The sequence below is a fragment of the Candidatus Methylomirabilota bacterium genome (genome assembly GCA_035936835.1).
Taxonomy (GTDB): Bacteria; Methylomirabilota; Methylomirabilia; order Rokubacteriales; family CSP1-6; genus AR37.
In genome coordinates, this window is record DASYVT010000059.1 from 1 (window position 1) to 25,818 (window position 25,818).

The 25,818-nt window shown below is 68.6% G+C and carries 26 protein-coding genes; 8 read left to right on the forward strand and 18 right to left on the reverse strand.

The window, feature by feature from the left end:
- Positions 1-25: 25 nt before the first annotated feature.
- Genes thiS through VGV06_04770 form a run of 3 tightly spaced genes read right to left on the reverse strand, consistent with a single transcriptional unit; the run spans position 26 to position 3,350 of the window.
- A complete protein-coding gene (gene thiS / locus VGV06_04760; protein ID HEV2054470.1) occupies positions 26-226 on the reverse strand; it encodes a sulfur carrier protein ThiS in 201 nt (66 codons plus the stop codon).
- Positions 227-253: 27 nt separating this feature from the next.
- Positions 254-2,320 carry a thioredoxin domain-containing protein gene (locus tag VGV06_04765; GenBank protein ID HEV2054471.1) on the reverse strand — a complete coding sequence of 689 codons (2,067 nt, stop codon included), beginning with the start codon at positions 2,318-2,320 and terminating at the stop codon, positions 254-256.
- Positions 2,321-2,336: 16 nt separating this feature from the next.
- On the reverse strand, positions 2,337-3,350 hold the full coding sequence (locus tag VGV06_04770; protein HEV2054472.1) for an aminomethyltransferase family protein: 1,014 nt from the start codon (positions 3,348-3,350) through the stop codon (positions 2,337-2,339).
- A 26-nt stretch (positions 3,351-3,376) separates the two neighbouring features.
- Between VGV06_04770 and VGV06_04775 the strand changes: the two genes are divergently transcribed.
- Genes VGV06_04775 through VGV06_04795 form a run of 5 tightly spaced genes read left to right on the forward strand, consistent with a single transcriptional unit; the run spans position 3,377 to position 7,441 of the window.
- The gene (locus tag VGV06_04775) at positions 3,377-4,042 is read left to right on the forward strand and encodes an A/G-specific adenine glycosylase (GenBank protein ID HEV2054473.1); all 666 of its coding nucleotides are present in this window, start codon (positions 3,377-3,379) and stop codon (positions 4,040-4,042) included.
- Positions 4,029-4,775, forward strand: a complete 747-nt coding sequence (locus VGV06_04780; GenBank protein HEV2054474.1) for a glucose 1-dehydrogenase — start codon at positions 4,029-4,031, stop codon at positions 4,773-4,775. Before VGV06_04775 ends, VGV06_04780 begins: the two co-directional genes overlap by 14 nt.
- Before the next feature lie 50 nt (positions 4,776-4,825).
- A complete protein-coding gene (gene mutT / locus VGV06_04785) occupies positions 4,826-5,212 on the forward strand; it encodes an 8-oxo-dGTP diphosphatase MutT (protein HEV2054475.1) in 387 nt (128 codons plus the stop codon).
- 46 nt (positions 5,213-5,258) lie between these two features.
- Positions 5,259-6,503 (forward strand): ABC transporter substrate-binding protein, encoded by a 1,245-nt coding sequence (locus VGV06_04790; protein ID HEV2054476.1) that lies wholly within the window; start codon positions 5,259-5,261, stop codon positions 6,501-6,503.
- Between the two features lie 47 nt (positions 6,504-6,550).
- Complete coding sequence (locus VGV06_04795; protein ID HEV2054477.1) at positions 6,551-7,441, forward strand: branched-chain amino acid ABC transporter permease; 891 nt, start codon at positions 6,551-6,553, stop codon at positions 7,439-7,441.
- Positions 7,442-7,450: 9 nt separating this feature from the next.
- Here VGV06_04795 and VGV06_04800 read toward each other — a convergent pair whose 3' ends face one another.
- The 9 genes from VGV06_04800 to VGV06_04840 form a co-directional block, all read right to left on the reverse strand.
- Positions 7,451-8,425 carry a branched-chain amino acid ABC transporter permease gene (locus tag VGV06_04800; GenBank protein HEV2054478.1) on the reverse strand — a complete coding sequence of 325 codons (975 nt, stop codon included), beginning with the start codon at positions 8,423-8,425 and terminating at the stop codon, positions 7,451-7,453.
- Between the two features lie 5 nt (positions 8,426-8,430).
- A complete protein-coding gene (locus tag VGV06_04805; GenBank protein HEV2054479.1) occupies positions 8,431-9,153 on the reverse strand; it encodes an ABC transporter ATP-binding protein in 723 nt (240 codons plus the stop codon).
- Positions 9,154-9,921 (reverse strand): ABC transporter ATP-binding protein, encoded by a 768-nt coding sequence (locus VGV06_04810; GenBank protein ID HEV2054480.1) that lies wholly within the window; start codon positions 9,919-9,921, stop codon positions 9,154-9,156.
- The gene (locus VGV06_04815) at positions 9,903-11,015 is read right to left on the reverse strand and encodes a muconate/chloromuconate family cycloisomerase (protein HEV2054481.1); all 1,113 of its coding nucleotides are present in this window, start codon (positions 11,013-11,015) and stop codon (positions 9,903-9,905) included. Before VGV06_04815 ends, VGV06_04810 begins: the two co-directional genes overlap by 19 nt.
- Before the next feature lie 176 nt (positions 11,016-11,191).
- Entirely contained in the window at positions 11,192-11,920 is a 729-nt protein-coding gene (locus tag VGV06_04820; GenBank protein ID HEV2054482.1) for an aspartate/glutamate racemase family protein, read from the reverse strand.
- Between the two features lie 2 nt (positions 11,921-11,922).
- Positions 11,923-12,756 carry a tetratricopeptide repeat protein gene (locus tag VGV06_04825; protein ID HEV2054483.1) on the reverse strand — a complete coding sequence of 278 codons (834 nt, stop codon included), beginning with the start codon at positions 12,754-12,756 and terminating at the stop codon, positions 11,923-11,925.
- Positions 12,756-13,715 (reverse strand): ferritin-like domain-containing protein, encoded by a 960-nt coding sequence (locus VGV06_04830; protein HEV2054484.1) that lies wholly within the window; start codon positions 13,713-13,715, stop codon positions 12,756-12,758. Before VGV06_04830 ends, VGV06_04825 begins: the two co-directional genes overlap by 1 nt.
- 58 nt (positions 13,716-13,773) lie before the next feature.
- The gene (def, locus tag VGV06_04835) at positions 13,774-14,322 is read right to left on the reverse strand and encodes a peptide deformylase (protein HEV2054485.1); all 549 of its coding nucleotides are present in this window, start codon (positions 14,320-14,322) and stop codon (positions 13,774-13,776) included.
- A 39-nt stretch (positions 14,323-14,361) separates the two neighbouring features.
- Positions 14,362-15,474 (reverse strand): response regulator, encoded by a 1,113-nt coding sequence (locus VGV06_04840; protein ID HEV2054486.1) that lies wholly within the window; start codon positions 15,472-15,474, stop codon positions 14,362-14,364.
- Positions 15,475-15,582: 108 nt separating this feature from the next.
- Here VGV06_04840 and VGV06_04845 point away from each other — a divergent pair, with 108 nt between their 5' ends.
- The 3 genes from VGV06_04845 to VGV06_04855 are packed head-to-tail and all read left to right on the forward strand — an operon-like array spanning position 15,583 to position 18,081.
- On the forward strand, positions 15,583-17,250 hold the full coding sequence (locus tag VGV06_04845) for an ATP-binding protein (protein ID HEV2054487.1): 1,668 nt from the start codon (positions 15,583-15,585) through the stop codon (positions 17,248-17,250).
- Positions 17,247-17,621: a response regulator gene (locus tag VGV06_04850; GenBank protein ID HEV2054488.1), complete on the forward strand. Its 375-nt coding sequence runs from the start codon at positions 17,247-17,249 to the stop codon at positions 17,619-17,621. Before VGV06_04845 ends, VGV06_04850 begins: the two co-directional genes overlap by 4 nt.
- Positions 17,622-17,646: 25 nt before the next feature.
- Positions 17,647-18,081 carry a desulfoferrodoxin family protein gene (locus tag VGV06_04855; protein HEV2054489.1) on the forward strand — a complete coding sequence of 145 codons (435 nt, stop codon included), beginning with the start codon at positions 17,647-17,649 and terminating at the stop codon, positions 18,079-18,081.
- 36 nt (positions 18,082-18,117) lie between these two features.
- Here VGV06_04855 and VGV06_04860 read toward each other — a convergent pair whose 3' ends face one another.
- The 6 genes from VGV06_04860 to metH are packed head-to-tail and all read right to left on the reverse strand — an operon-like array spanning position 18,118 to position 25,557.
- Positions 18,118-18,798 (reverse strand): carboxypeptidase regulatory-like domain-containing protein, encoded by a 681-nt coding sequence (locus VGV06_04860; GenBank protein ID HEV2054490.1) that lies wholly within the window; start codon positions 18,796-18,798, stop codon positions 18,118-18,120.
- Between the two features lie 44 nt (positions 18,799-18,842).
- Positions 18,843-19,418 (reverse strand): TIGR00730 family Rossman fold protein, encoded by a 576-nt coding sequence (locus tag VGV06_04865; protein HEV2054491.1) that lies wholly within the window; start codon positions 19,416-19,418, stop codon positions 18,843-18,845.
- On the reverse strand, positions 19,415-20,503 hold the full coding sequence (chrA, locus tag VGV06_04870) for a chromate efflux transporter (GenBank protein HEV2054492.1): 1,089 nt from the start codon (positions 20,501-20,503) through the stop codon (positions 19,415-19,417). The genes VGV06_04865 and chrA overlap by 4 nt, the downstream gene beginning before the upstream one ends.
- 26 nt (positions 20,504-20,529) lie before the next feature.
- Positions 20,530-21,477 carry a tRNA epoxyqueuosine(34) reductase QueG gene (gene queG / locus VGV06_04875; protein ID HEV2054493.1) on the reverse strand — a complete coding sequence of 316 codons (948 nt, stop codon included), beginning with the start codon at positions 21,475-21,477 and terminating at the stop codon, positions 20,530-20,532.
- Positions 21,474-22,103, reverse strand: a complete 630-nt coding sequence (locus VGV06_04880; protein ID HEV2054494.1) for a class I SAM-dependent methyltransferase — start codon at positions 22,101-22,103, stop codon at positions 21,474-21,476. The genes queG and VGV06_04880 overlap by 4 nt, the downstream gene beginning before the upstream one ends.
- 1 nt (position 22,104) lies before the next feature.
- Positions 22,105-25,557: a methionine synthase gene (gene metH / locus VGV06_04885; GenBank protein HEV2054495.1), complete on the reverse strand. Its 3,453-nt coding sequence runs from the start codon at positions 25,555-25,557 to the stop codon at positions 22,105-22,107.
- Positions 25,558-25,818 lie beyond the last annotated feature (261 nt).

A 25,818-nucleotide genomic window follows, 5' to 3' on the forward strand; every position in this document is an offset into this window, starting at 1 on the left:
AGCCACAATGACGTGTCGTACATGGCTAGCCTCCACCCATGGGTCTAACGATCTCGACCCTGTCTCCGTCCTTGAGATGCGTGTCGGCGTACTGCGCCTTCGGCGTGATCTCGCGGTTGAGCGCGACGGCCGTGTACTCGCGCTTCACCTTTAAATGCTCGAGCAGGCCATCCACGCTCACGCCCTCGGGCACTTCCATCGCCTCGCCGTTCACCAGTACACGCATGAATTCTGCACCTCGGCCGGATGCGAATTATACCCCAGCGTCGAGCTGGGCGACGAGCGCGGCTGGGTCGGTCACGGGGAGCTGGCAGACGCTCCGCCGGCAGACATAGGCCGTGGGCTTGCCGTCCACGGCCCCGCGCTCGGCAAGGAGCGGCAGCCCCGCCCGGGCGGGCGAGCCCGCTGGCGCGCCAACGACGAGACGATTCGGCATATACCGGCGGAACGCCGTCTCGACGAGCGGCCCCGGGCCGGAACCGTCGGGCCAGACGAGAGCGACCTCGGCCACGGGCCCCAGCTGGAAGTCGAGCGCCCCGAGGTAGCGCCCGAAGCCGGACGGATAGCGGGTCATGAGGTCGGCCATGGGCCGGAGCGCTTTCAGCGCGAGCGCCTCGTAGCGTTCCTCGCCGAACAGGATGGCCAGCCTGAGCAGCCACTCGATGGCCACCGAGGTGCCCGAGGGCACGGCATTGTCGAAGAGGTTGCGGGGCCTCACGACCAGCGCTTCCTGATCCTCGCCCGTGTCGAAGAACATCTCCTCCCGCTCGTCCCAGAAGAGCGCCAAGGCCTGCTCCGCCAGGCGCCGCGACTCGTCGAGCCACCGCCGGTCGAAAGTCGCCTCGTAGAGCGCGAGCAGACCCGCCCCGACCATGGCGTAATCCTCGAGGTAGCCCTTGATCTTGGCCTGGCCGTCCTTCCAGGAGCGGAGCAGCCGGTCGCCGTCCTTCATCCGCGTCGTGACGAACTCGGCGTTCTTCACGCCCGCGGCGATGTAGTCGGCGCGGCCCAGCGCGCGGCCGGCCTCGGCGAACGCCGCGAGCGCCAAGCCATTCCACGAGGCCAGTATCTTGTCGTCGAGCCCGGGATGGACGCGGTTCTCTCTCGCGTCGTAGAGGCGCGTGCGCGCGGCGGCGACCAGCCCGGCCAGCCGCTCGACCGACATGTCCAGATCCTGTGCAACCTGCGACGGCGCGCGAGGAACGAAGAGAATGCTATGCCCCTCGAAGTTGGGCTCCTCGTCGGCGCCCCAGTAGACGAGCGCCGCCTGGGCCATTCCGGCGTCAGGCAGCGCGGCGCGGATCTCGTCCTCGGACCAGACGAAGAACTTGCCCTCGACGCCCTCCGAGTCGGCATCCTGCGCCGAAAAGAATCCGCCCGAGGCATGCGTCATCTCGCGCAGTATGTAGCCGAGCGTCTCCTCGCAGACGCGCCGGTACTCGGGGTCCCCCGTGGCGAGCCAGCCGTGCAGGTACAGAGATGCCAGCTGGGCATTGTCGTAGAGCATCTTCTCGAAGTGGGGCACGAGCCACTGCCCGTCCACCGAGTAGCGATGAAAGCCCCCGCCGAGCTGGTCGTACATCCCGCCCCGCGCCATCTTGGTCAGCGTGAGCCGCGCCATCTCCAGCGCGCGTGGATTGCCCGTCCGCTTCCAGAAGCGCAGGAGGAATTCCCAGTTCATGGGCTGGGGGAACTTGGGCGCCCGCCCCATGCCGCCTTCGCGGGCGTCGAACTCTCCCGAGAGCGCCTGGTAGGCCGAGAAGAGGATCGTGTCAGTGAGTAAAGTGTTGGAGCTCCTCAGCCGCTCGCCCTGCTGCATCTGCTCGAGCAGCTGCTTGCCCGCCTCGACCACTTCGCTCCGCCGCCCGCGATAGGCCTCGGCCACGCCCTGAATCAGCCGCGGGAACGCGGGCATGCCGTGGCGGTCCACGGGCGGGAAGTAGGTGCCACCGTAAAAGGGCACGCCATCGGGCGTGAGGAAGACCGTCATGGGCCAGCCGCCGTGGCCCGTCATCGACTGGACGGCCTGCATGTAGATCTGATCCACGTCGGGCCGCTCTTCGCGGTCCACCTTGATGTTCACGAAGAGCCGGTTCATGAGCGCGGCAATCTCTTCGTTCTCGAAAGACTCGCGCTCCATGACGTGACACCAGTGGCAGGCGGAGTAGCCAACGGAGAGCAGCAGGGGCTTGTCGTCGGCGCGCGCGCGCTCGAACGCCTCCGGGCTCCACGGGTACCAGTCGACCGGGTTGTGCCGGTGCTGGAGGAGGTACGGGCTCGTCTCCTGCGCGAGGCGGTTGGTGTGCGTGTGCTCTGTCACGGGATCCCGGGCGGCCTCAGGCAGGCTTGACGAAGGGCAGCTCGGCCACGCGCGCGCTCACGAGAGTGTCGCCGATCCTAACCGACAGCGCGCTTCCGGGCTCGAAATGCTCGCGGCGGACATAACCAAGCGCGACGGGCTTGCCAAGCGCCAGCGACAGCACGGCCGAGGTGACGCGGCCGACTTCCGTGTCCACGGCGACGATCGGGTCGCCGTGGGACGGCACCCGCTCGCCCTCGAGCACCAGGCCCGATAGACCACGGTTGATGTGGCCGCGGTACTTGACGCGCGCCACGGTCTCCTGGCCGATATAGCAGCCCTTCGTGTAGGACCAGAAGGCATCGAGCCGCGTCTCGGGCAGGATGACGCCCTCGTCGACGTCGAGGCCGTACACCGGGATGCCGGCCTCGACCCGGAGCACCTCGGCCGCAGCGGCGCCAACGGCCACGGCTCCAGCTTCCCGCAGGGCCTTCAAGAGAATCGGGGCGTGCTCCGCGGCGATCCAGCAGTGAAAGCCGGGCGTCGCGGCATCGCTCCGCCGCGCTACGCGCACCGGCACGCCGGCGATCGACATCTCGGCGTGGGCGTAGGGCTCGAGATCGACCTTGGCCCCCGCGACTTGCGCCAGAGTCTCCCCGGCCTTCGGGCCCTGCACCGACAGGATGGCATACGCGTCGTCAGCGGCCTCAAAGTAGGCCTTCTCGGAGATCAAGAACTTGTCGATGGCCTGGAGAAACTTCTCCGTGGACGCGGCCGGCAGCTCGAGCAGGATGCGGGCCTCGAGGACGTACACCGTTAGGAGCGAGACGACCTTGCCGACGGCGTCGAGAAAGGCGGCGGGGCAACCATGCCCCGGCTGGAGGGCCTTGACGTCGTTCGACAGCATGCCCTGGAGAAACGCCACGCGGTCGCGGCCGGTGACCGTCACCTTGCCGAGCATCGAGCGGTCCATGAGGCCGACGCCTGTCATCACGGCACGGTGCTCGGCGACGGGATCATGGGCCTCGTTGAGCGGCGGTTCGTTTTGCACGGCTCCATTGTGACACAATGGCCGTCGTGACGCTTCCCGACGCCCGCGCGGGCCGCCGCTTCCAGCGACGCCTCCTCGATTGGTACGCGCGCCACGGCCGCGACCTGCCCTGGCGCCGCACGCGCGAGCCGTACCGCGTCCTGGTCTCCGAGATCATGCTCCAGCAGACGCAGGTCGACCGCGTCATCCCGAAGTACCACGAGTTCATTGCCCGCTATCCGACCTTCGAGGATCTGGCCCGGGCCCGCGCGCCCGAAGTCCGGAAGACGTGGCGGCCGCTCGGCTACTACCGCCGCGCGACCGATCTCCATGGTATCGCCCGCGAAACCGTGGCCCGCTACGACGGGCGGCTTCCCGACGACGGCGCGCGCCTCCGGCGCATGCGCGGGATCGGCCGCTACACGGCCGGGGCCATCCTCGCCTTCGCCCACAGCCAGGACGCCGCGCTCGTGGACACCAACGTCCGCCGCGTTCTCGGCAGGGTCTTCCTCGGGAGCCGAGGGATCAAGCGGCTGCGCGGCCAGAAGGCGATGTGGGACCTCGCTGAATCTCTCGTACCCGCGGGGCGCGCCTACGACTACAATCAGGCCCTCATGGACTTCGGCGCCACGTGGTGCACGGCGCGCAAGCCCAAGTGTCCACGCTGTCCCATGAAGGCCTTTTGCAGGAGTTACGACAATGGCAACGCTTGACGGCAAGGTCGCGATCGTCGCGGGCGGCGGCACGGGTGTCGGCCGCGCCACCGCCATCCTCTTCGCCAGCGAGGGCGCGCGCGTGGTCGTCTTTGGCCGCAGGCCCGAGCCGCTGGCGGACGTGGTGGACACCATCGTCAAGGCCGGCGGGCAGGCTTCCGCTGTCAGCGGCGATGTCGCCAGCGAAGCGGACGTCGAACGATTGGCGGCTGCGGCGGCGCGGGACCACGGCGGCGTGGACATTCTGGTCAACTCGGCGGCGGTGCGGCTGCGCTCCCCGCTCGTCGAGATCAGCGCCGCGGATTTCGCCGAGGTGCTCCGCATCAACCTGGTCGGCGCCTTCGTGCTCACCAAGTCCGTCGTCGCCGCGATGCGCCAGCGCGGCGGCGGCAGCATCGTCCACCTCGGCTCGGCGCTCGGCACGGTGGCGGCGCCCGACTTCTCCCCGTATGTCGCCTCCAAGGGCGGTCTCCACCAGTTCGCGCGCGCCGCCGCCGTCGAGCTCGTCCAAGACGAGATCCGCGTCAACGTCGTCGCCCCGGGCACCATCGACACCGCCATCGGCATGGGCGTGCCTGAGTTCCGCCGTCACCTCCTCAAGCATCGGATCCCCATCGGCCGCGCGGGTCACGTGGACGACATCGCCCAGGCCTGCCTCTACCTCGCCTCCGACGCCTCGCGCTACGTCACAGGCTCCATCCTCGCGGTCGACGGCGGCTGGACCGCGTCCTAACGATCCGCTCTCCCCCACTGGGGAAGAGGGAAGGCTGAGGGGGAGATCGAGTGGCCGATCCAGTCCACGTCGCCGCCGCCGTCATCGAGCGCGAGGGGTGCTACCTCATCACGCGCAGGCTCGAAGGGACTCACCTGGCCGGGCTCTGGGAGTTCCCAGGTGGCCAGATCCTCCCAGGGGAAAAGCCGGAGGACGCGCTCAGGCGGGAGTTAAAAGAGGAGCTGGGAGTCGAGGCGGCGGTGGGGGAGCTGATCGAGGCCGTCACCTGGACCTATCCGGAGAAGACGGTGCGGATCCTTTTCTTTCGCTGCGCCGTGCAGGGAGAGCCCTGCCCGCAGGAGAGGCAGGAGATGCTCTGGGTCGAGGCAGCGGAGCTTCCGACGTACCGGTTCCCAGCGGCCGATCTCCGGCTCGTCGAGCGCCTCGCCCGCACGTGATAGCAGCTTGACGGCGACGAGCCCTCCCGCATACGATGCGGATCCAGTGAGTCCGACGATCCCCAACTGGAGGACAGTCACCATGCTCAACGCTCTCAGAACCTGCTTGCTAGTCGCCACCGCGGCGGCCTCGCTCGCCACGCCCGCCTTCGCCCAGGCGCCAGTCAAGATCGGCGTCCTCACGCCGCTCTCGCCTCCGGGCGACGCGACCGCGGGGCAGTTCATCGCCCGCGGCGCCAAGATGGCCGCCGAAGAGATCAACAGCCAGGGCGGCGTCCTCGGGGGCCGCAAGATCGAGCTCATCGTCGAAGACGACGCGGGCACGCCGGAGAAGGGCGCAGCCGGCCTGCGAAAGATCGTCAGCCAGGATCGTGTGGTAGCTGTCGTCGGACAGTTCCACAGCTCTGTGACGGAGGCCGTTCAAGACCTGGCCGAGCAGCTCAAGGTGCCGGTGTTCTTGACGCAGTCCTCGGCCAAGAAGCTCACCGAGAAACACCTGACCTATACCTTCCGCACCCACGTCATCGATCCCGACCGCGTCACTCTGTGGAACAAGTGGATACAGCAACAGGGATTCAAACGCGTCGCCATCCTGGCGGAGAACACGGACTACGGCGTGGGCCTCATCGAGGAAACCAAGAAGCAGTTCGCCTCGATGAACGTCAAGGCGGAGCTCAAGACCATCATCTTCGACCGGGCAGTCGTCGATCTGACGCCACAGCTCCTCGAGATCAAGAACTGGAAGCCCGACCTGTTCATCAATATCGGAATCGGCACGCCGATGTACCTGATCACCAAGCAGGCGTACGACGTGGGCCTGATCCCGGCGACGCCCATGCTGATTTCCTACGACGCCCCCGCCCGGCCGGAGTACTGGAAGAACCTTGGCGAGAAGGGGACGTATGCCACGTTCATCGTCTACTACCACCCGACTATGAAGCTGACGCCGCGGGGTGAGGCCTTCCGGACACGTTACCTCGAGCAGTTCAAGGAGCAGCCCGTCTACGGCGGCCTTAACGCGTACGCCCAGGTGATGCTGCTGGCAGACGCTATCAACGCCGCGAAGAGCGACAAGCCCGATGATATCGTGAAGGCACTCCTCGGCACCAAGTTCACCGGCTGGAACGGCACAATCTCCTTCACGCGGGGCGAGGGTCCCTACTGGCAGCAGTGGACGCCGCCGATGCTCTTCCTGCAGTACACCAAGCTGGAGCAGCCCTTCACCGAGGCCAAGATCGTCTACCCGCCGGAGCTCAAGACCGGCGATCTGATGATGGCGCCCAAGCGCTGAGCGCCCAGGCGACGAGAGCCGATGGCGGGGCCGGCTGACAGGGCGCGGTGGACGCGTATCTGCTGTCCCAGTACGTCTTGTCCGGCCTCGTCATCGGGCTGATCTACAGCCTGATGGCCCTCGGGATCACCTTCATCTACGGCATCATGAAGATGATCAACTGGTCCATGGGCGAGTTCTACATGATCGGCAGCTATGTCCAGTACGCTCTCCTCGCCACTTTCCTCGGTTGGGATCTCTGGTACCTGGCTCTCCCGCTCGCCATGGCCTCGGTCTTCCTGCTGGGCCTGGCGGTCCAGCGATTCCTCCTGCGGCCCATGTACCTGGGCGGCATCGAGCGCCGGGACGAGTACGCGACCATCATCACCATCGCGCTCATGGTCCTGTTCAGGAACCTCGCGATCGTGCTCGGCGGGCCGAATCAGTTCGCCCCGAAGGACTACGCGCGCGCCACCTCCCTCTTGACGCTGCCGATCTCCGGCAACCGGATGGTCGCGCTGGTGAGCACGGTCCTGCTCCTCCTGCTCTTCTACGTGCTGACCAGGAAGACCTGGCTGGGGCGAGCCTTCCGCGGCGCCGCGCAGAACCGCGTGGGCATACAAACGGCCGGCGTGGACGTCCTGCGGCTGGACATGCTGGCCTTCGGCGTCGGCGTGGCGCTCGCGGCGGCGGCCGGCGCGCTCCTGGCCCCGGACTTCCTCGTCTACCCCGAGAACGGCGCGATCTCCACCTTCAAGGGATTCGAGATCATCGTCATCGGCGGGCTGGGCTCGCTCATGGGCAGCGTCGTGGGCGGGCTCCTGCTGGGTCTCATCGAGGCGCTGGGCTCGGTCTTCCTCTCCCCCGGCTACAAGGACCTCTACGGCTTCGTGCTCCTGCTCGCGCTTCTCGCCTTCCGGCCCACGGGGCTCTTCGGCGAGCGCGAGCGAACGGTCTGAGCCGGCCGCTCAGTCCTCCGGCCGTCGGGCCGCGAGAAGCGGCGCGAGCCCGGGGGCGAGACGCGACAGCCTCTGTCCCGCCGCCACGCAGACGCCGACCAGACCCGCCGGGTAGGCGCGCGCCACGACAATCACCAGGATGGCGAACAACACCATCCGGATCTCTCCCCAGGCGCGAAGCTCCTCTGATAGGATCTCGATGAACACGGCACCGAGGACGGGGCCGCTGAACGTTCTGAAGCCGCCCGCGATGACCATGATGATGATGATCGCCATCTCGTTGAACTTCATCGGCGTCGGCGAGAGAAGGCCGATGTAGTGGCCCTGGAAGCCGCCGGCGACGGCGGCGAAGGCCGCCGAGATCACGAACGCCGCGCGCTTCCATTTGAAGGTGTCGAGGCCCATGACGGTTGCGGCTTCCTCGTCGTCGCGGATGGCCCGCAGGTACGCCCCGACCCGCGAGTGGAGGATTTGCCAGATCACGAGGAGCGAGACCAGAGTCAGCGCGAGGAACAGATAGTAGTACAGCATCGGCTGCACGGTGCCGAAGAGCAACACCGTCTTGAGCCCCAGATCGCCCCGCGTGATCGGGTACTCGACGGCGACCAGCAGTCTCACCGACTCGGCGAAGGCCCAGGTCGCCAGCGCGAGGTAGATGGCCCGCATGCGGAGGCAGAGCGTGCCCAGCCCGTATCCCACGATCGCCGCCGCCACCACACCCGCGCCGATGCCAACCAGGATCGGGACACCCGCGTAGAGGCTGAGGAGGGCTGAGGTGTACGCTCCGATGCCGGCGAACGTGTGATGAGCCAGGGAGAACTGCCCCGCGTACCCGGCGAGGAGGTTCCAGCTTGCGGCAAGGATGACGTAGTAGAGGCTGATGATGAACACGTGCGTGTGGTACTCCGAGAACCACAGGGGCAGCCAGGACAAGGCGACAAAGGCCAGGAGCGACCAGGCGATGCGGCGCGCCAGCGGCGGCATCCCGCTCAGGCGCCCAGGAGCGAGTCGCGCACGATGGCGTGGAGCTGATCGGCGAAATCTCGGCGCGGTCCCTCGCGCCGGACGTCCCCGCGCTCGATCATGTAGAGGTAGTCGGACACCTGGACCGCCTTGTTGATGTTCTGGTCCACGAGCAGGATGGTCACACCCTGCTGCCGCACTGCCAGGAGCTGGGCATAGACCTGCTCGACGATGCGCGGCGCGAGCCCCGCCGAGGGCTCGTCCACGAGGAGCAGCGCCGGCTCGGTCACGAGCTCCTTGGCGAGGGAAAGCATCTTCGCCTCACCACCGGAGAGCGTTGTCGCTCGGCGGCGACGCTTCTCCCGCAGGCGGGGAAAGGCCGTATAGGCGCTTTCGAGCCTGCCCGCCACGCGCGCGCGGTCCTGCCTGATCACCCATGCGCCGAGCTGGAGGTTCTCCTCGACCGTGAGCTGGGGAAAGATATTGGCGCCTTGCGGCACATAGCTGATCCCCAGCCGCTTGATCTCGTGGGGCGCGAGGGTGCTGATATCGCGGCCGTCGAGCGCGATGCGGCCGCGCCGAGGGTGGAGGAAACCGAATATCGTCTTGAGGAGCGTGGACTTTCCCGCCCCGTTCGGTCCGATGACGCCGGTGATGGAGCCGGGCTCCACACGGAGGGTGATGTCGCCGAGGATGTCTATCCCGTCAACGTACCCTGCAGCGATGCCCTCGAGCTCGAGGCGCGCCATCTATCCTCCGAGGTATGCCTCGAGGACAACCGGGTCATTCGCCACCTCGTCGAACGTGCCCTCGGCGATGCGCCGGCCGTCGTCCATCACCGTCACCCGCTGGCAGAGCCGCCGAAGCTCGGCCATCTCGTGAGAGACGATGAGAAAGGTCACGCCTTCGTCGCGATTCATCCGGATGATGGCCTCCATGATGATGTCGCGAATGGTGGGATGCACGCCGGCGAAGGGCTCGTCCATCAGGATCAGATGGAGCGGCTGGACCATCAGGGCTCGGGCGATCTGGACCAACATGCTCTGGCCGCCCGAGAGCTCCCGGGCCTGATCGTGGCGCATCCGGTCAAGCGTCACGAAGTCGAGGAGCTGACGTCCCCGGTCACGGATCTCGGCCATGGGCCGGTTGCTCCCGCGGTCGAGCGCGGCCAGGGCCGGCAGGAGCACGTTCTCGAGGACGGTCATGTTCGGGAAGAGCTTCGATATCTGAAAGGTCCGCGCCACTCCGCAGGCCGTGATCTGGTGGGGCCGGAGTCGGTCCGTTCGCTTGCCGCAGAGATGGATCTCGCCCCCGTCGGGACGGTAGAGACCCGAGAGCGCGTTGACCGTCGTGGTCTTGCCCGAGCCGTTGGGGCCGATGAGCCCGCGGATCTGGCCGCGGGGCACCGCCATCGAGAGCCCGTCCACGGCCACCAGCCCGCCGAAGCGTTTGGTCAGGCCCCGCGTCTCCAGCGCCAGGTCCTCCGCTGCCGCCGCGGTCACGGCTTCCGCGTCCATTCCTCGAGCGCGACCTCGTCCACCTCGACGCCGAGCCCAGGACCGTCGAGGGCGAGGATGGCGCCATCGGCATAGCGGACGGGCCGGCGGACCACGTCACCCTTGAGCAGGAGCGGGCCGAACAGCTCGCAGCCCCACGTGACCGGCGCCGCCGCGAGCGCGACGTGCAGATAGGCCGCGGTACCCAGCGAGGTCTCGATCATGCAGCCGACATAGCAGCCCATGCCCGCCGCTTCGGCGATGCGGGCGATGGCCATGCTTCCGATGAGCCCGGCCGACTTCGTCAGCTTGAGGCCGAGAATGCTCACGCCCCCGAGGCGGGCTATCGCGAGGGCATCCTGGGGAGAGAAGCACGACTCGTCAGCCATGATGGGCACATCGACGCGCCGGCCGATCTCGGCCATCCCCTCGAAGTCCCAGCGCGGGACGGGCTGCTCGACGAAGTCCACACCGTAGGGCTCGAGCGCCCGGATCGCCCTGAGCGCCGTCGGCCGATCCCAGCCCTGATTGGCGTCCACGCGGAGGGAAATGTTTGGGCCGAGCGCTTCCCGGAGCCGACGCACGCGCTCGACATCCTCCGCGACGGGGCGCGCCGCCGTCTTGATCTTGAAGATGCGATGCCCGCGCGCGACCTTAGCCAGCGCCTCCTCGATCTCCGCGCCGGGGTCGGCCACGGCCAGCGACCAGGACAGGGGCACGCGGTCACGTACGCGGCCACCAAGCAGGCGGTGCACGGGGACACCGAGCGCGCGCCCGTTGAGGTCCCAGAGCGCGATCTCCACGGCAGCGCGCGCGAAGGGATTGCCCTGCACCCGTCGCGCCATCTCGCGGACCAGGACCTCGATCCCGGCCGCGTCGCGCCCGACCAGCCACGGCACGATGTAGCGGTCGATGGTGGCCGCGATGGACTCGGAGGACTCCTCGCTCCAGGTCGGGCCGCCGAGACATGCCGCCTCGCCCCAGCCCACCAAGCCCTCAGCCGTCTCGAGCCGCACAAAGACGAAGTTCACCGCCTCGAGAGTCGTGAAGGACATCTTGTGAGGGCGCTCGACCGGGATATCGGCCTGGATCACCCGCACGCCGGCGATCTTCATGCGGCCGCCTCCTTGAGAATCGCTCTGCCCCCGTCTAGAACATGTGCGCTTCGGCGTGAATGCGCCCGGCCCGGAACCGGGCCAGGGACAATGGGTCAATATCCATGCTGGTCGCGCGCCCGTCAAGCACGATCTCGGCCAGCGGTACGCGCCTGGCCGCCGCAGGGCCGCGGCCCTCAGGCGGGTCGGGGCGGGAGCCCCTGGCTCACGGCGTCGTGGACCATCCGGACGAGGGTCGTGATGTCGAACACCGGCAGGCCCGTCGCGGCCTGAATGTCCGCGCGGTACGGCGGCATGTTGGTGCACTCGAGCACGATGGCGCCGATCTCCGGGTGGGCCTTGACCATGCGCCGGACCACCGTCAGGTGCTCCTGCCGGGCCGCCTCCACGTCGAGCTCCAACTGATCGTCGAGCATCACGCGGGTGAACTCCTTCTCCGTCTCCATGCCGGCCACCACAGTCGGGATGTCCTTGCCGATCCCGACGCCGGTGAAGTGCTCGGGACGAAGCGAGGACGCATCGACGGTCATGATGCCCACGGCCTTGCCCGGCGGCAACATCCGGTGCACGAGAGGCACCAGCATGAGGCTCGAGGTGAACACGGGGATGGAGACCGACGCCGCCACCTCGGCCTGGAACTTGGCGAGGAAGCCGCAGTTGGTGGTGACGGCGCGGACCCCCTCGCGCTCGAGAGCCCGGGCGCCCTCGATGAACGCCGGGAGCAGCGCCTGCTGGCCGTGGCGCACGACCCGGTCGGGCGATGCGCCGGTCACGCGGTGGTAGAGGACGGGAAAACCGAAGGTCGCGGCATTGCCCATATCGCCCGGGATCCTCGGGAACTGCGTGTCCAGCATGAGGATGCCGACGGAGAAGCCGAAGAAGTTATGCCCGCCTCTGACCCTCACGGCTAGTTCAACTGGGCGAGCTTCTGGCGCACCTTCCGCAGATGGCCTTTCACGGCCTCGTGGTCCGCAGCGTTGGGAAACTCCGTCAGGTAGCGCTCCCAGTCCACGAGCCCGCGCCGGATCTCACCCAGGTTGGTCCACGCGAGACCGCGGTCGCGCCACTCTCCCGCCGCCTTGGGGTCGAGCACGAGGAGCCGGTCGATGACGCCGACGACGCGGTCCCACGCCTGACGCTGCCAGTAGATGCCCTTGAGGTTGGCGAGCATGCGCGCGAGGAATTGTCGCCGAGTCACCGCCGTAAAGTTCTCGCGCTTTAGCGTCACCTTGCGCCCCAGGGCGCGCCCCACCAGCGCTTCGCAGGTCTCGGGCGTCAAGAGCGCGCCCGCGTTGAAGGGGTCGAGAAGGATCTGCGAGTCACCGAACCGCGCCCCCGCGATGAAGTGGCCCGGCAGCCCTATGCCTTCGACGGCGAGCCCGAGACGCTTGCCGACTTCGATCAGCACGAGGCTCAGCGTGATCGGGATGCCTTGCCGCCGGTCGAGGATATCGTTGAGGAAGCTGTTGCGAGGGTCGTAGAAGTCCTCGCAGTTGCCCGCGAACCCCTGCTCCACGAAGAGATACTCGCGCAGCCGGTGGAGCCGCCCGACGGGATCGGCCGAGCGGCGCTCCCCATCCACGCCGCGCGCGAGCGCGTCCAGCCGCTCCAGATACGCATCCACCTCCAGCGTGGGGTACTCCCAGCGGGCGATGGCCAGCGCCGCCCTCGCCAGATCGACGCGGTCGTCGGGCCCCCCGGTGAGCTCGGCGAACTCGCGAAGGGGCGGATCGGCGATCATCAGCAGCCCGGAGCGTGGTGGATGCCGGCGGTCTTGAGCGCCGCCTGCTGGAGCTCTTCGGCCAGCGACAGCGTCCGCGCGGCCGCCCGACGGGCCTGCTCCTGTGCGTCGGGCGTGGCGGCAAAGCGGAGCAGGAGCGAGCGGCCCAGCTGGTGGTGGAAGTATTCGTCGGGCTCGATGACGTCGCGGTAGAGGGTCGCCGTGACCTTGTCCCCCGCCCGCTCGCAGAACTCGATGAACTGGCGGTTCTTCACCACGGCGATGGCCTCGCGGGTGAACTGCCCGGCTGCCACGCGCTCGACCGTCGTCGTCAGCGTGTCGAGATACTGGAAGAGCGGGCCGTAGCCCTTGACGATCGGGTTGAAGCCGTAGGCGGCGAAGCCCAGCTCGCGGAGGCGGTCGGCGATCATGCGGTAGTGCTTGGCCTCGTCGCCTGCCTGGCGGGCGAAGGCCATCTTCACCTCGACGTCGTCCGTGGTCACGAGCCAGCGCGCCGCGATCTCGGTCGCCTCGATCTCGTTCTTGAGCGCGACCTTGAGGAGATTCAGGACCGTCAAGTCGCCCGCGACTTCCGGCTTGAGCGTGGAATCGGGATCCAGCCGCTTCAGGATCGTCTGGTTCCGCCCATCCAGATCGTTGACGAACTCTTCGGCCGTCATGCCGCCACGCCGGTCTTGAGCCACGCCGGTTTTGAGAAAGTCCTGGAGCTCCTGCGTCAGCGTTTCCTTCGTAACGACGCGCGTGCACCGGGCGTGGAGCGGCTGCGTATCGCGGGCAAGGACGTGGGTCGTGAAGCCCAGCACCGACGGGCGAGGCGCCGCGCCGTCGAGCGCGGCGAAGAAGCGATCGTAGTCCCAGCCACCGGTTGTCAGGTCGAGGATGACCAGGTCCGGGGCGTCGGCGAGCGCTGCCGTCAGCTCCTCCGGGGTTCGGGCGAAAGCAAGCGGGGTACCGACCATGCGGGCCGTTTCCTTGATGCGCGCGACGAAGAACAGATCCTTGACGACCGCGACAGCCTTAATCGTCCTGCTCCTGTACGCCCAGCCAGTGCTTGTTCCACTCGGCGAGATGGGTCAGCGTCGAGAGGTCGCGCATGCGGTCAAGGTAGACCATGCCGTGGAGGTGGTCGGTCTCGTGCTGGACGACCCGCGCAAAGAACTCCTTCGCCTCGCCCTCGATGCGGCGTCCCTCGCGGTCATAGGCGTCGAGCCGCGTCGCGGTGTACCGCGGCACCATCCCGCGCATGTCGGGCACGGAGAGGCAGCCTTCCCACCCGTCCTCCATCTCCTCGGACAAGGGGCTCAGGATTGGATTGATGAGGACGGTCAGCGGGATGCTCGGGGCTTCCGGATAGCGCGGGTTCTCGTTGACCTCGATCACGCAGATCTGCTTGAGGACATGCACCTGCGGGGCGGCGAGGCCGGCGCCGTTGTACTCACGCATGGTCTCGATCATGTCGTCGATGAGCCGCTGAGTCTCGGGCGACCGGACCTCGCCGACGGGCACCGGCAGCGCCTTCCGCCTCAGTACGGGGTGCCCCAGACGCGCAACCTTCAGGATGGCCATGTCATGGATCCTCTGCCACAGAAGTGTAACACGGCCCCGCTACCCCGCCCGGAGAGCCAGGACATTGAAGCCGGAGACCGGCTTGGCGAAGCCCTTGAGCACGAGCTCGCCCACCGGCTCCGCCGTGACGAGCGCTTCGACGGTCGACAGCAGGGCGCGGGAGATGAGGATCTGGCCGGGCTTGGCCTCCGAGCAGAGCCGCGCCGCCAGGTTCGACACGGAGCCGATGGCGCCATAGTCCCAGCGCCCCTCGAAGCCGATGGCGCCCAGCGTCGCCGGCCCGTGCGCGATGCCCATGCCGTAATGGAGGTCGTAGCCGCGCTGCCGCCACCGGGGCACCAGCGCCTCCACGCGCTCCCGCATGGCGAGCGCCATGCGAATGGCCCGCTCGGTCGCGTCCGGCACCTCCACTGGGTCGTTGAAGAAGACCATCAGCCCGTCGCCCGCGAAGTGCTCGAGCGTGCCCTCGCGTTCCATGATGAGCCGCCCCATCTCGCCGTGATACTCGTGGAGGACGCCCATGACTTCCTCGGGAGGAGCCGTCTCGGCGAAGGCCGTGAAGCCGCGGAGGTCCACGAAGACCACGGTGATCTCCCGCCGGTGGCTCTTGAGCGGGTCCTCGGCGCCGCCGGTGACGATCGCCTCGGCCAGCTGAGGCGAGAAGAAGCGCTTGAGCCTGCCGAGGCGCTCGAGCTGGGCAACCTGGGCCTGGACGCGCTGCTCGAGGTTGGCGTTGAGGTCCGCGAGCTCGGCGGCCTGCGCCTGGACGGTCGTGTAGAGGTCCTTGATCCTGAGCAGCGAGCGCACCCGCGCGACCAACTCGGCCATGTTGACCGGCTTGGTGAGGAAGTCGTCGGCCCCCGCCTCGAGGCCCTTGATGCGCTCGCGGGCCGGGTCGAGCGCCGTCACCATCACCACGGGCAGGATGCCGTACTCGGGGTTGGCGCGGATCCGCCGGCAGACCTCGTAGCCGTCCATGCCGGGCATCATGACGTCGAGCAGCACCAGGTCCGGGCGTTCCGCCTCCACCTGTTCGAGCCCCTCCTGGCCGGACGCCGCGGTCACGGTGGCGTATCCCTTGGCCGAGAGGAGATCGACGAGCATCTTCACGTTGTGCGGGGTGTCGTCGACGATGAGGATCTTCGGAGGCATTGAAGCGACGCTAAGCCCCGGCCGCCTCGCGTGTCAAGCGCCCCGCCGTGCGCCGCCGTCCTTGACTCCCCTCCCCGCGGTTGCTAGCATGCCGTTGCGTTGCCCTCCATGCCACTCCACGAGGCCGGACTCGCCGGCGACTCAGCCGCATCCGCCCCGGCTGTCGCACCGGGGTGGAGCGAGCGCGCGGCTCGCCTGCTCCTCTCCCACACGCCCCTTGGCCAGCTCGTGCGCGCGGTCGCGCGGCTGCGCTTGTCGGTCCATTTCAAGCTCCTGGCCGCCTTCATGCTGGTCGCCGTCCTTGTCGCGGTCATGGGCGCGATGAGCCTCGAGATCATCAGCACCATGTCGAAGCAGAGCGAAGCGATGCACCACGCCCACCACCGGGTCACCGCGTCCCGGCAGGCCCAGCACGCGCTCGCCATGCAGATGAGCTACACGGCCATGGCCCTGCTTCTCCGCGACGAGGCGACCATCGGGAGCATCCTCCGCGAGAACAACCGGCTGAACAGCGGGCTGGCCGAGATCGAGAACGCGGCGCCCCCCGAGGAGCTCGAGATCATCCAGCGGATCCGGACGGCCCAGGGCGAGGTCATGGCCACGGTCGCCGACGTCGCCAACCTCGTCCGCGACGGCAAGATCGACGAGGCGATGCGCCTCCAGCTGAAAGAGGGTTATCCGCTCTTCCAGCAGGTCGAGGGCCTCGTCGAGCAGGTCGTACGGATCGAGGAGGACGGCATGGCCCGCCAGCGCGAGGCGACCGCCCGCGCGAACCGTCACGCTCTCTACCTGATGGGCAGCTTCGTCCTCGCGTCGCTCCTGCTCGCGTTGCTCCTGGGCTTCGTCATCTCGTGGTCGTTCATCCTGCCGGTGCGGGAGGCCCAGGGCTTCCTCGGCCGCATCGCCAAGGGCGACTTCAGCACGACCGTCACCGTCGACAATCGGGACGAGTTCGGGGCGCTGGCGGCGCGCATGAACAACATGAGCGCCGAGCTCCACCGGCTCTACGAGGAGGAGCGCGAGGCCGCCCGCCAGCTCGAGGCGCTCAACAGCCAGCTCGCGCGGGCGAGCCAGGCCAAGTCCGAGTTCCTGGCGAACATGAGCCACGAGCTCCGCACGCCGATGAACGCCATCCTGGGCTTCACCGAGATGATCCTGGACGACATCTACGGCGACGTGTCCCCGGAGGTGCGCGGCCCCATTCAGGATGTCCGCACCTGCGGGCAGCAGCTGCTCCGGCTGATCAACGATGTCCTCGACCTCTCCAAGATCGAGGCCGGCCGGATGGAGCTCTCCTTGACCGACTACTCCGTGCAGGAGGTGGTGGAGACGGCGCGCACGTCGCTCCGCTCGCTCGCCGCCGAGAAAGGGCTCGAGTTCGCGGCGGTGGTGCAGGCCGATATCCCGCTCGCCTACGGCGACGGCAAGCGCATCACCCAGTGCCTGACCAACCTCGTCGGCAACGCGCTCAAGTTCACCAAGCAGGGCGGCGTGACGATCCGTGCCCGCCTCGAGGGCGACCGAGTGGTCTACAGCGTCAGCGACACCGGCATCGGCATCCCCAACGACCAGCTCGACCACATCTTCGGCGAGTTCCGCCAGGTGGACTCGAGCATCAGCCGGGAGTTCGGCGGTACCGGACTGGGGTTGAGCATCACCAAGACGTTCGTCGAACTCCACGGAGGCCGCATCTGGGTCGAGAGCGAGCCGGGCCGCGGCTCGACGTTCCACTTCGCGATTCCCCTGCGGATCGCAGAGGCTACGGAGGCAGTATGAGTCAGAAGAAGATCCTGCTCGTTGAGGACAACGAGTTCAACCGGAAGATCGTCCACGACCTGCTCGCCCGCCAGCCCTACGACCTCATGGAGGCCCACGACGGCGAGGCGGGCGTTGAAGCGGCGCGCCGGGAGAAGCCGAACCTGATCATCATGGACGTCCAGCTACCGAAGTTGTCGGGCCTCGAGGCGACCCGGCAGATCCGGGCCGAGCCCGAAACGGCCAAGATCCCGATCATCGTCGTCACCTCGTTCGCGCTCAGCGGCGACGACAAGAAGGCCATGGACGCGGGCGCCTCGGCGTACCTCGCCAAGCCGTACAGCCCGCGGCAGTTGCTGGAGACCATCCGCAAGTGGTTGGGCGACGCGTGAGCATCGACACAAGGAGGCAGGAGCCATGAGCACGACCAGCAGATGGATAGCCGTGTGGGCCGCCGTCACCGCGGCCGCCGTCCTCGCCGCCCCGCCCGCCAGGGCCGGGCAGGAGGAGCAGTTCACCCCGGAGTACAAGGAAGTCCGGAGCGCGCCCGATCCCAAGCACACGCCGAAGATCGTGGCGCCGGATGCCGTCAAGCGCGGGCAGTGGTTCGACGTGACCGTCAGCGTGGGCTCGGCCAGCGACCACCCGTCGCTCGGGGAGCACTTCGTGCGCTACATCGCGCTCTACATCAACGGCGCGGAGATCTCACGGGCGTACCTGCACCCGGTCTTCTCGTTCCCCAAGGTCACCTTCACGATCGCCCTCGATGAGGGTGGCGTGCTCAAGGCCCTCGAGGAGCCTACCCACTCGGCGGCTTGGGAGGCCTCCAAGCCGATCAAGGTCACGCCCTGAGTACTGGGCCAAGTTACGAGCCAGTACTGAGGCGGGCTACTTCTTCCCCATCTCCACGGTGACACCGGTGGTGTCCTTGTCGCCGACCGTCACCTCGCGGGTGACAGTGCCGAGCTGCTCCTGCCAGACCTTGAGCGTGTACTTGCCTGGCGGCACGTTGTCGAGCGCGAACTCGCCGTTGGGGCCCGTCACCGCGTAGAAGGCGTGCTCCGCGACCACCACGTACGCCCGCATCCAGGTGTGGAGATCGCAGTCGATCCTGACGGTCTCGGGCTTCTTGAACACCATCGGGATCGTCCGCCCTTTCGGCTGGGTCCGGTTGAACGTCGGGTTCTCCGTGCTGACGCTGTGAAGGTTGTGGAGGAGCCGGTCGGTGTTGAGGAATTCGACCGTACCCCCAACCGGCACGATCACGACCCTCGGCACGTAGAGACACTGCTGCTGGTCCATCTGGACGGGCTTGGACGACGGCTCCCACTTGGCCGCAGGCGGCGGCTGGATCGACACGACCGCCCAGCGGATGCCCCGGTTCGGCCCGACGATCAGCTCGTCGCTCTCATGGCTCTTGCCGCACACGTACTGGTCGATGTTGATGGGGATCGCCTTCTTCTCGAGCGCGGGGCCGGCGTAGAGGACTGCACCCTTGATGGACGCCGCCGGCGCGGGCTCGGCGACCAGCAGGCAGCCGACCACGGCAAGTACAACGATGCGGGCCAAGCGGCCAGCGTGACTCCTCATGAGCGATCTCCCTGTGAGAAGGATTACTGCGTCCACTTGAGTCCGTACCGGCGCGGCTCGTAGCCTTCGAGGTACCGGAGCAGCGCGTCCACGTCAGGAGCAGGATACCAGAGGTCGAGAAATTCCGGCTTGATGAAGCCCTCGTCTATTCCCCGCTGGAACTGTGCCCACAGCGGGTCGAAGAAGCCGTCGAGGTCCAGCACGGCCACGGCCTTGTCATGGTAGCCGAGCTGCTTGAGCGTGAGGGCCTCCAGCACCTCCTCCATCGTGCCGAGCCCTCCGGGCAGCGCCACGAAGGCATCCCCCCGCTCGTCCATGATCGCCTTCCGGTCTCTCAACCCGTCCGTGACGACCAGCTCGCTGACCTGCGTCTCACCCACGCCCAGGTCGAGCAGGGCGCGCGGAATCACGCCGGTGACGTGGCCGCCGTGGCCGAGCACCGCGCGCGCCAGCGCGCCCATGAGCCCGACGCCCCCGCCGCCGTAGATGAGCCGCCACTTCCGCTTCGCGAGCTTCTCGCCCAGCTCCACCGCGGCGGCGAAGTATTTCGGATCCACCGCGTCGCTCGAGCCGCAGAACACCGTGACGGAGCCGATCATCCACGAAGGCTCCAGAGCCAGCCGGCCGCGCCCGCCCCCAGCACCAGCCACACCGTGTCGACCTTGAAGCGCCACAGGATGCCGACCGACGCGAGCCCGACGACGGCCGTGAACGGCGAGACCACCGCGCTGCGGACCAGCGGGATGGTCGCCGCCACGATGGCGCCGACGACTGACGCGTTCACACCGGCCAGGAAGTTCTTCATCCACGACAGGTGCTTGAAGCGGTTCATGAGCGGCACGGCGACCAGGACCACGGCGAAGGCCGGCGCGAAGACGCCGAGCGCCGCCACGATCGAGCCGAGCAGGCCGCCCGCCTGGTAGCCGACGAAGACCGAGAGGTTGACGATGGGGCCCGGCGTCATCTGACCGAGGGCCAGCCCGTCGAGGAAGACGCGGTCCGACATCCAGCCGAAGTGCCGGACGGCTTCGCCGCGCACCACCGGGATGATGACGTAGCCGCCGCCGTAGACGAGCGCGCCCATCTTGATCCAGAGCCAGGCCAGGCGCGCGTAGACCTCGGGCGCCGCCGTCACGAGCGCGGGCATGGCCCACACCCGCGCCGTGGCCGCCCCTGCGGTCAGCCGTCTCAGGACGGCCGCCGCCGCGCCGCAGAGGATCAGCGTGAGCGCCGTGTCGAGGCGGAGCCACGCGGTCATTGCGAATCCCGCCCCGAAGACCAGGGCCACATCTAGCCGCGTCACCGCGGAGCGCCCGAGACGCCAGGCCGAGAAGAGGATGACCGCGACGACGGCGGGCGCGATGCCGGCGAAGACCGGCCCAAGTGCCGGCAGCGCGCCCCAGCGCTCGTAGAGGAGCGTGAAGGCCAGCATCACGCAGAAGCCGGGCAGGATGAAGGCCGTGCCGCCGATAAGCGCCCCGGGCAGCCCGCCGCGGGCATGGCAGATGAGCACGCCCAGCTGGGTCGAGGCCGGACCCGGCAGCATCTGGCACAGCGCCAGGCCGTCGAGAAACTCCTGCTTGGAGAGCCAGCGCCGGCGCTCGACCACCTCGGTCTCCATCATGGCGATGTGGACGAGCGGGCCGCCGAACCCGCCGAAGCCCAGACGCAGAAAAAGACGCACGAGGGCGCCCAGAGAACTTGGGCCGCTCACGCGGAGGCGCGGCCGGGCCGCGCGGCATTCTCTCGGGCGATCGCGGCATTGCGGCGGAGCCCCGCGGGCTTGGGGCGCAGCAGCGCCGTGCCGGCAAAGCGCGCGCGGAGCTCCTCGTCGCTCATGGCGGCGATGCGCTCGGCGCCCGGATACGGCGCCGACGGCAGGAAGGCGCCCTCGCGAGTCACGGGCGACTTCCGGTTCCACGGGCAGACGTCCTGGCAGACGTCGCAGCCGAACTCCCACGGGCCGAGCTCGCCCTCGAGCGCCGGGTCGAGAGGCCCGCGGTGCTCGATCGTGAGATACGAAATGCAGCGCCGCGCATCGAGGACATACGGAGCCGCGAACGCCCCAGTCGGGCAGGCGTCGAGGCAGGCGCGGCAGGTGCCGCACCGGTCGGGGAGCGGCTCGTCGAAGTCGAGCGCGGCCGTCGTCAGCAGCACGCCGATCAGGAACCATGAGCCCAGGTCCGGGTGGAGCAGCATGGTGTTCTTGCCGACCCAGCCCAGCCCCGCCCGCGCGGCAAGATCACGCTCGAGGATGGGGCCCGTGTCGACGTATCCCTTGCTGACGGCGCCGCAGGCCTCCGCCAGGTGCGCGGCGAGCGCGGCGAGCCGGGGCGTCATCACGTCGTGGTAGTCGCGCCCCCGCGCGTAGCGCGCCACGGGCGCCCACGACGGATCGCCCGCGGGCTCGCCCTGGTAGTAGTTGAGCGCCACGCAGACGACCGAGCGGGCGCCGGGCAGGACGCGCGCGGGCTCCAGGCGCTCGCCGAGGCGGCGCTCGAGGTAGCCCATCGTGCCGGCATAGCCGGCCTCGAGCCAGCGCCGAAGCGCGTCGCCGTGCTCCGGCGCCGAGGCAGGCCCTATCGAGACGCGATCGAAGCCCAGCTCGAGGGCGCGCGCCTTGACCAGCTCGGTCAGCGTGACGGCCGCGAGCGTCACGACCTGCGGGCCTTGACGATCAGATGCGCGCGCGTCAGGGTGCGGCCGCCCTCTTCGAGGAACGCGACGTAGCGGAACCAGCGCCCGTCCACCCGCCACTTGTCCTCGAGCCCGACGGCCGCGGCGAGCCCTTCCTCGAGCGAGGTGAAGCGCGTCACCTCGCGCTCGACCTCGATCACCTCCGGGGCGAAACCGTGGAAGCGGAGCGCCCGCTCGATCCGCGCCTCGTCATAGGCAAAGCGCGAGACCTTGCCGGTTTCCTTCCACTGCTCGACGTGGAACGCCACCATCGCGAGGCACTGCCCCGGCGCCAGCGCCCGCCCCGCGCGCTCGATGATGGCGTCGGAAGCGCAGAGATACGCCGTCACCAGGTCGGGCTGCCAGCGGTCGTACTCCTCCCGCTCGACGTCCGCCTCGTGGAACTCGACATTGGACAGGCGCGCGGCCCCGGCAAGCCGCCGGGCGTCCCGGATAGCGGCGGGGTCTCGGTCGAGGCCACTTACGTGCTTGGCCCGAGGGGCGAGCCACAGCGTGAGGCGCCCGGCCCCGCAGCCGACGTCGAGCACCCGAAGTGCCTCGAGCTCCTCAGCGGCCAGCGCCGCCAGGAACCGCGGCGAGAAGGACACGCTACTCCGCCTTGAAGTACTTGGCTTCCGGGTGGTGGAAGACAAGCGCCGAGACGGACGCTTCCGGGTCCATCATGAAGCCCTCCGTCAGGGCGAGCCCGATCTGCGCCGGCTCCAGCAGGTCGAAGAGGATGCGCTGGTCCGCGAGGTTCGGGCAGGCCGGATAGCCGAAGGAGACGCGAAGACCCTGATAACGCGCCTTGAGCTTGTCCTCGAGCGCCATGCCGGGCGGATCGGGGAAGCCCCACTGGGTACGGAGGCGCGCGTGGAGCATCTCCGCCAGCGCCTCGGCCAGCTCGATGGCGAGGGACTGGATGGCGTGGGAGCGGAGGTACTCTCCCTCCTCCTTCCAGCGCTCGGCGAGCTGCCTCACCCCCGCTCCACACGTGACGGTGAAGAGCGCGACGTAGTCCGGCTCGCCAGAGGCGGCGTCGCGCACGTAGTCGGAAAGGCACAACCGCTCGCCCCCGCGCTGGCGCGGAAAGTGGAAGCGCGCCGCCTCCCGCCCGTCGCGGTAGAGGATCAGGTCGTCGCCGGACGAGCGCGCCTCGAAGAACCGGTAGAGCGCGTTGGCGTCGATCCATCCGTGCTCGGCGGCCTCGCGTTCGAGCCCTTCGATCACCGCGTTGATCTCGACGGTCGTGGGATCACCCTCCGCCAGCAGGCGCGCCACGGACCCCTTCACGCCCAGGTGCTTGCCCAGCAGCATCTGGAGGTTGAGGTACGGGTAGAGGTGGGCGAGAGGCACGCGCCGCAGCACGTGGAGATCGAGGTCGGACGGCTTCGGCACTGGAACCGTCCGTGAGACGGTCGAGCGCTCCGCCACGGGCGCCGCCTGCGCGGGCGCCACTTGTTCCGCCGCCGCCGCTGCCGCGCCCGCGCGCAGCGCCTCCTGCTCAGCCCGCAGCCGCTCGAGAGCCGCCTCCCGGGTGGTCGCGCCGAAGACCCGGTTGGCGAGGTCGAGGCCGTCCATGGCGTCCTTGGCGTAGAGGGTCGGCCCGCCATACTCGACCGCGATGCGCGTGGCGGTGAACCTGCGTGTCAACGCCGCGCCGCCGACGAAGAGGGGGATCTCGATCCCCGCCGCGCGAAGGTCCTGCGCGGTCGTCACCATCTGCTGGGCGGACTTGACGAGCAGCCCCGACAGCCCGATGGCGTCCGGCTTGTGCTGGTGGTAGGCCGCGATCAGCTCCTCGGGCGGGATCTTGATGCCGAGGTTGATGATGCGGTAGCCGTTGTTCTTCAGCACGATCTCGACCAGGTTCTTGCCGATGTCGTGGACGTCGCCCTTGACCGTCGCCAGCACGAGCGTCGCGCGCGTCGCGCTCTCGTCCTTCTCCATGAAGCCCTCGAGGTAGGCGACGGCCGCCTTCATGGCCTCGGCCGACTGGAGCACCTCGGCCACGATCAGCTGGTTGTCGTTGAAGAGCCGGCCCACTTCCTCCATGCCCTTCATGAGAGGCCCGTTGACGATCGCGAGCGCGCCGGCCTCCTTGAGTTTCAGGGCCAGGTCCTCGAGGAGGCCCTCCTTCGAGCCTTCCACGATGTAGCGCCCCAACCGCTCGTCGAGCGGCAGCGCGACGGTCGATTTCGCCTCCTTCTTCCTTCCGCGGAAATGGGCGGCGAAGGCCGCGACGGGGTCCGTGCCGCGCCAGTAGATCAGGTCTTCCGCTAGCGTGCGCTCTTCCTCGGGGATGGAGGGGTAGCGCTCGAGCCGCTCGCTGTTGACGATGGCGTAGTCGAGCCCTGCCTTGATGCAGTGGTAGAGGAAGACGGCGTTCAGCACCTCGCGCCCCGCCGGCGGGAGGCCGAAGGAGACGTTCGAGATGCCGAGGATCGTCTTGCACGCGGGGAAGCGCGCCTTGATGGCACGGATGCCCTCGATCGTCTCGACGGCGGAGCCGATGTAGTTCGCGTCACCCGTGCCGACGGGGAAGACCAGGGCGTCGAAGATGAGGTCGCGCTCGGCCAGCCCGTACTGCTCCGTGAGCAGCGCGTGCGAGCGCTCGGTGACTGCCAGCTTCCGGGCGCGCGTGACGGCCATGCCCTGCTGCTTGTCCTCGTCGATGCAGCCGACCACGACGGCGCCGCCATACGTCTTGAGCAGCGGCACGACCCGGTCGAAGCGCTCGAGACCGTCCTCGAGGTTGATCGAGTTGACGATGGCCTTGCCCTGGCAGGCCTTGAGCGCGCTCTCGATGACGGCCGCGTCGGTCGAGTCGATCATGAGCGGGACCTTGACCATGCGGGTCACGCGGGCCATGAAGCGATCCACGTCGGCCAGCTCGTCGCGGTCCGGGTTGGCGAGGCAGACATCGACCACCTGCGCCCCGCCCTTGACCTGGGCACGGCCGACCTCGGCCGCCTCCTCGAACTTGTCCGCGACGATCAGCTCCTTGAACTTCCGCGAGCCGATGACATTGGTCCGCTCGCCCACCAACAGAGGGCGGTTGTCGTCGGCTGGGTAGACCGCCTCGATGCCGCTGACCGCCGCGGCGCGGCTCGCCGCCGGGCGCCGTGGCGTCCGCCCCTCGGCGATGCGGGCCAGCGCCGCGATGTGCGCCGGGGTCGTCCCGCAGCAGCCGCCGATCGCGTTGACCCAGCCCTCCTCGACGAAGCGTCGCATCTTGAGCGCCAGGCTCTCGGCCGTCTCCTCGTAGTGGCCGCGCTCGTCCGGCAGCCCCGCGTTGGGATACGCGGTGACGAAGCACGTCGCGATCTCGCTCAGCGAGCGCAGATGGTCCGTCATGAACTCGGGCCCCGTGGCGCAGTTGAGCCCGATCGAGAAGAGACCGAGGTGCTCGAGGGAGGCGTAAAGCGCGTCCACCCCCTGCCCCGCCAGCATCGTGCCCATGGGCTCGATGGTGCCGCTGACCATGAGGGGCAGGGAGCGCCCCGCCTCGGCCATGGCGCGCTTCACGCCGATGGCGGCCGCCTTGACGTTCAGCGTGTCCTGGCAGGTCTCGAGGAGGAGCGCGTCCACGCCGCCTTCGATCAGCGCACGCGCCTGGCGGTAGTAGGCGTCGAGCACCTGATCGAAGGTCACGCCGCCCGTGACCGAGATGGTCCGGGTGCCGGGGCCCATGCCGCCCAGGACGAAGCGCGGACGCTCCTCGGTGCTCCGGCTGTCGGCGGCCTCGCGGGCCAGCCGCGCCCCGGCAAGCGTGATCTCGTGGCAGCGCTCGGCCAGTCCATATTCGGCAAGCACATAGGGGGCACAGCCGAAGGAATTGGGCGAGATGAGATCGGCGCCGGCGTCGAGATAGGCCTCGTGTATGGCCCGGATGACGTCGGGGCGCGTGAGGTTGAGGTGCTCGTTGCACCCCTCGAGGGCCGCCCCGCCGAAATCGGCCGCGCCGAGGTCGCGCGCCTGGATCTGGGTGCCCATGGCCCCGTCCATGAGCAGGATGCGGCCCCCGAAGGCCTGGGCGAGTTTCGATCCGGCGCCGCTCATGCGCTCATTCTAGCGCAGCGGCGCCGAAACCCGCAGGGAGGCGCTCAGCCTGTGATCGCGCCTTCCATGGCTGCGCCGCGAGCCGAGGAGCCAGCGCTCCTCTTCGGGACCCTGTAGGGGTGTCGCGGGCCCCGCGGCCCAGGGCAGCCGTCTGCCCGGACCCAGACTCGCGCCCCGATGAACGGCCCCCTCCTCCGGTTGGACGATCCCGTTTGACCTCTCCCACGCGCTCTGGCATGCTCGGCGCACGATACCGGGCGG

Coding starts and splice junctions, on each gene's coding strand:
- thiS (HEV2054470.1), bottom strand. CDS start 226: ATGCGTGTACTGGTGAACGGCGAGGCGATGGAAGTGCCCGAGGGCGTG.
- VGV06_04780 (HEV2054474.1), top strand. CDS start 4,029: ATGGCAACGCTTGACGGCAAGGTCGCGATCGTCGCGGGCGGCGGCACG.
- VGV06_04800 (HEV2054478.1), bottom strand. CDS start 8,425: ATGCCGCCGCTGGCGCGCCGCATCGCCTGGTCGCTCCTGGCCTTTGTC.
- VGV06_04805 (HEV2054479.1), bottom strand. CDS start 9,153: ATGGCGCGCCTCGAGCTCGAGGGCATCGCTGCAGGGTACGTTGACGGG.
- VGV06_04810 (HEV2054480.1), bottom strand. CDS start 9,921: ATGGACGCGGAAGCCGTGACCGCGGCGGCAGCGGAGGACCTGGCGCTG.
- VGV06_04815 (HEV2054481.1), bottom strand. CDS start 11,015: ATGAAGATCGCCGGCGTGCGGGTGATCCAGGCCGATATCCCGGTCGAG.
- VGV06_04825 (HEV2054483.1), bottom strand. CDS start 12,756: ATGATCGCCGATCCGCCCCTTCGCGAGTTCGCCGAGCTCACCGGGGGG.
- VGV06_04830 (HEV2054484.1), bottom strand. CDS start 13,715: ATGGTCGGTACCCCGCTTGCTTTCGCCCGAACCCCGGAGGAGCTGACG.
- def (HEV2054485.1), bottom strand. CDS start 14,322: ATGGCCATCCTGAAGGTTGCGCGTCTGGGGCACCCCGTACTGAGGCGG.
- VGV06_04840 (HEV2054486.1), bottom strand. CDS start 15,474: ATGCCTCCGAAGATCCTCATCGTCGACGACACCCCGCACAACGTGAAG.
- VGV06_04845 (HEV2054487.1), top strand. CDS start 15,583: ATGCCACTCCACGAGGCCGGACTCGCCGGCGACTCAGCCGCATCCGCC.
- VGV06_04850 (HEV2054488.1), top strand. CDS start 17,247: ATGAGTCAGAAGAAGATCCTGCTCGTTGAGGACAACGAGTTCAACCGG.
- VGV06_04855 (HEV2054489.1), top strand. CDS start 17,647: ATGAGCACGACCAGCAGATGGATAGCCGTGTGGGCCGCCGTCACCGCG.
- VGV06_04865 (HEV2054491.1), bottom strand. CDS start 19,418: ATGATCGGCTCCGTCACGGTGTTCTGCGGCTCGAGCGACGCGGTGGAT.
- metH (HEV2054495.1), bottom strand. CDS start 25,557: ATGAGCGGCGCCGGATCGAAACTCGCCCAGGCCTTCGGGGGCCGCATC.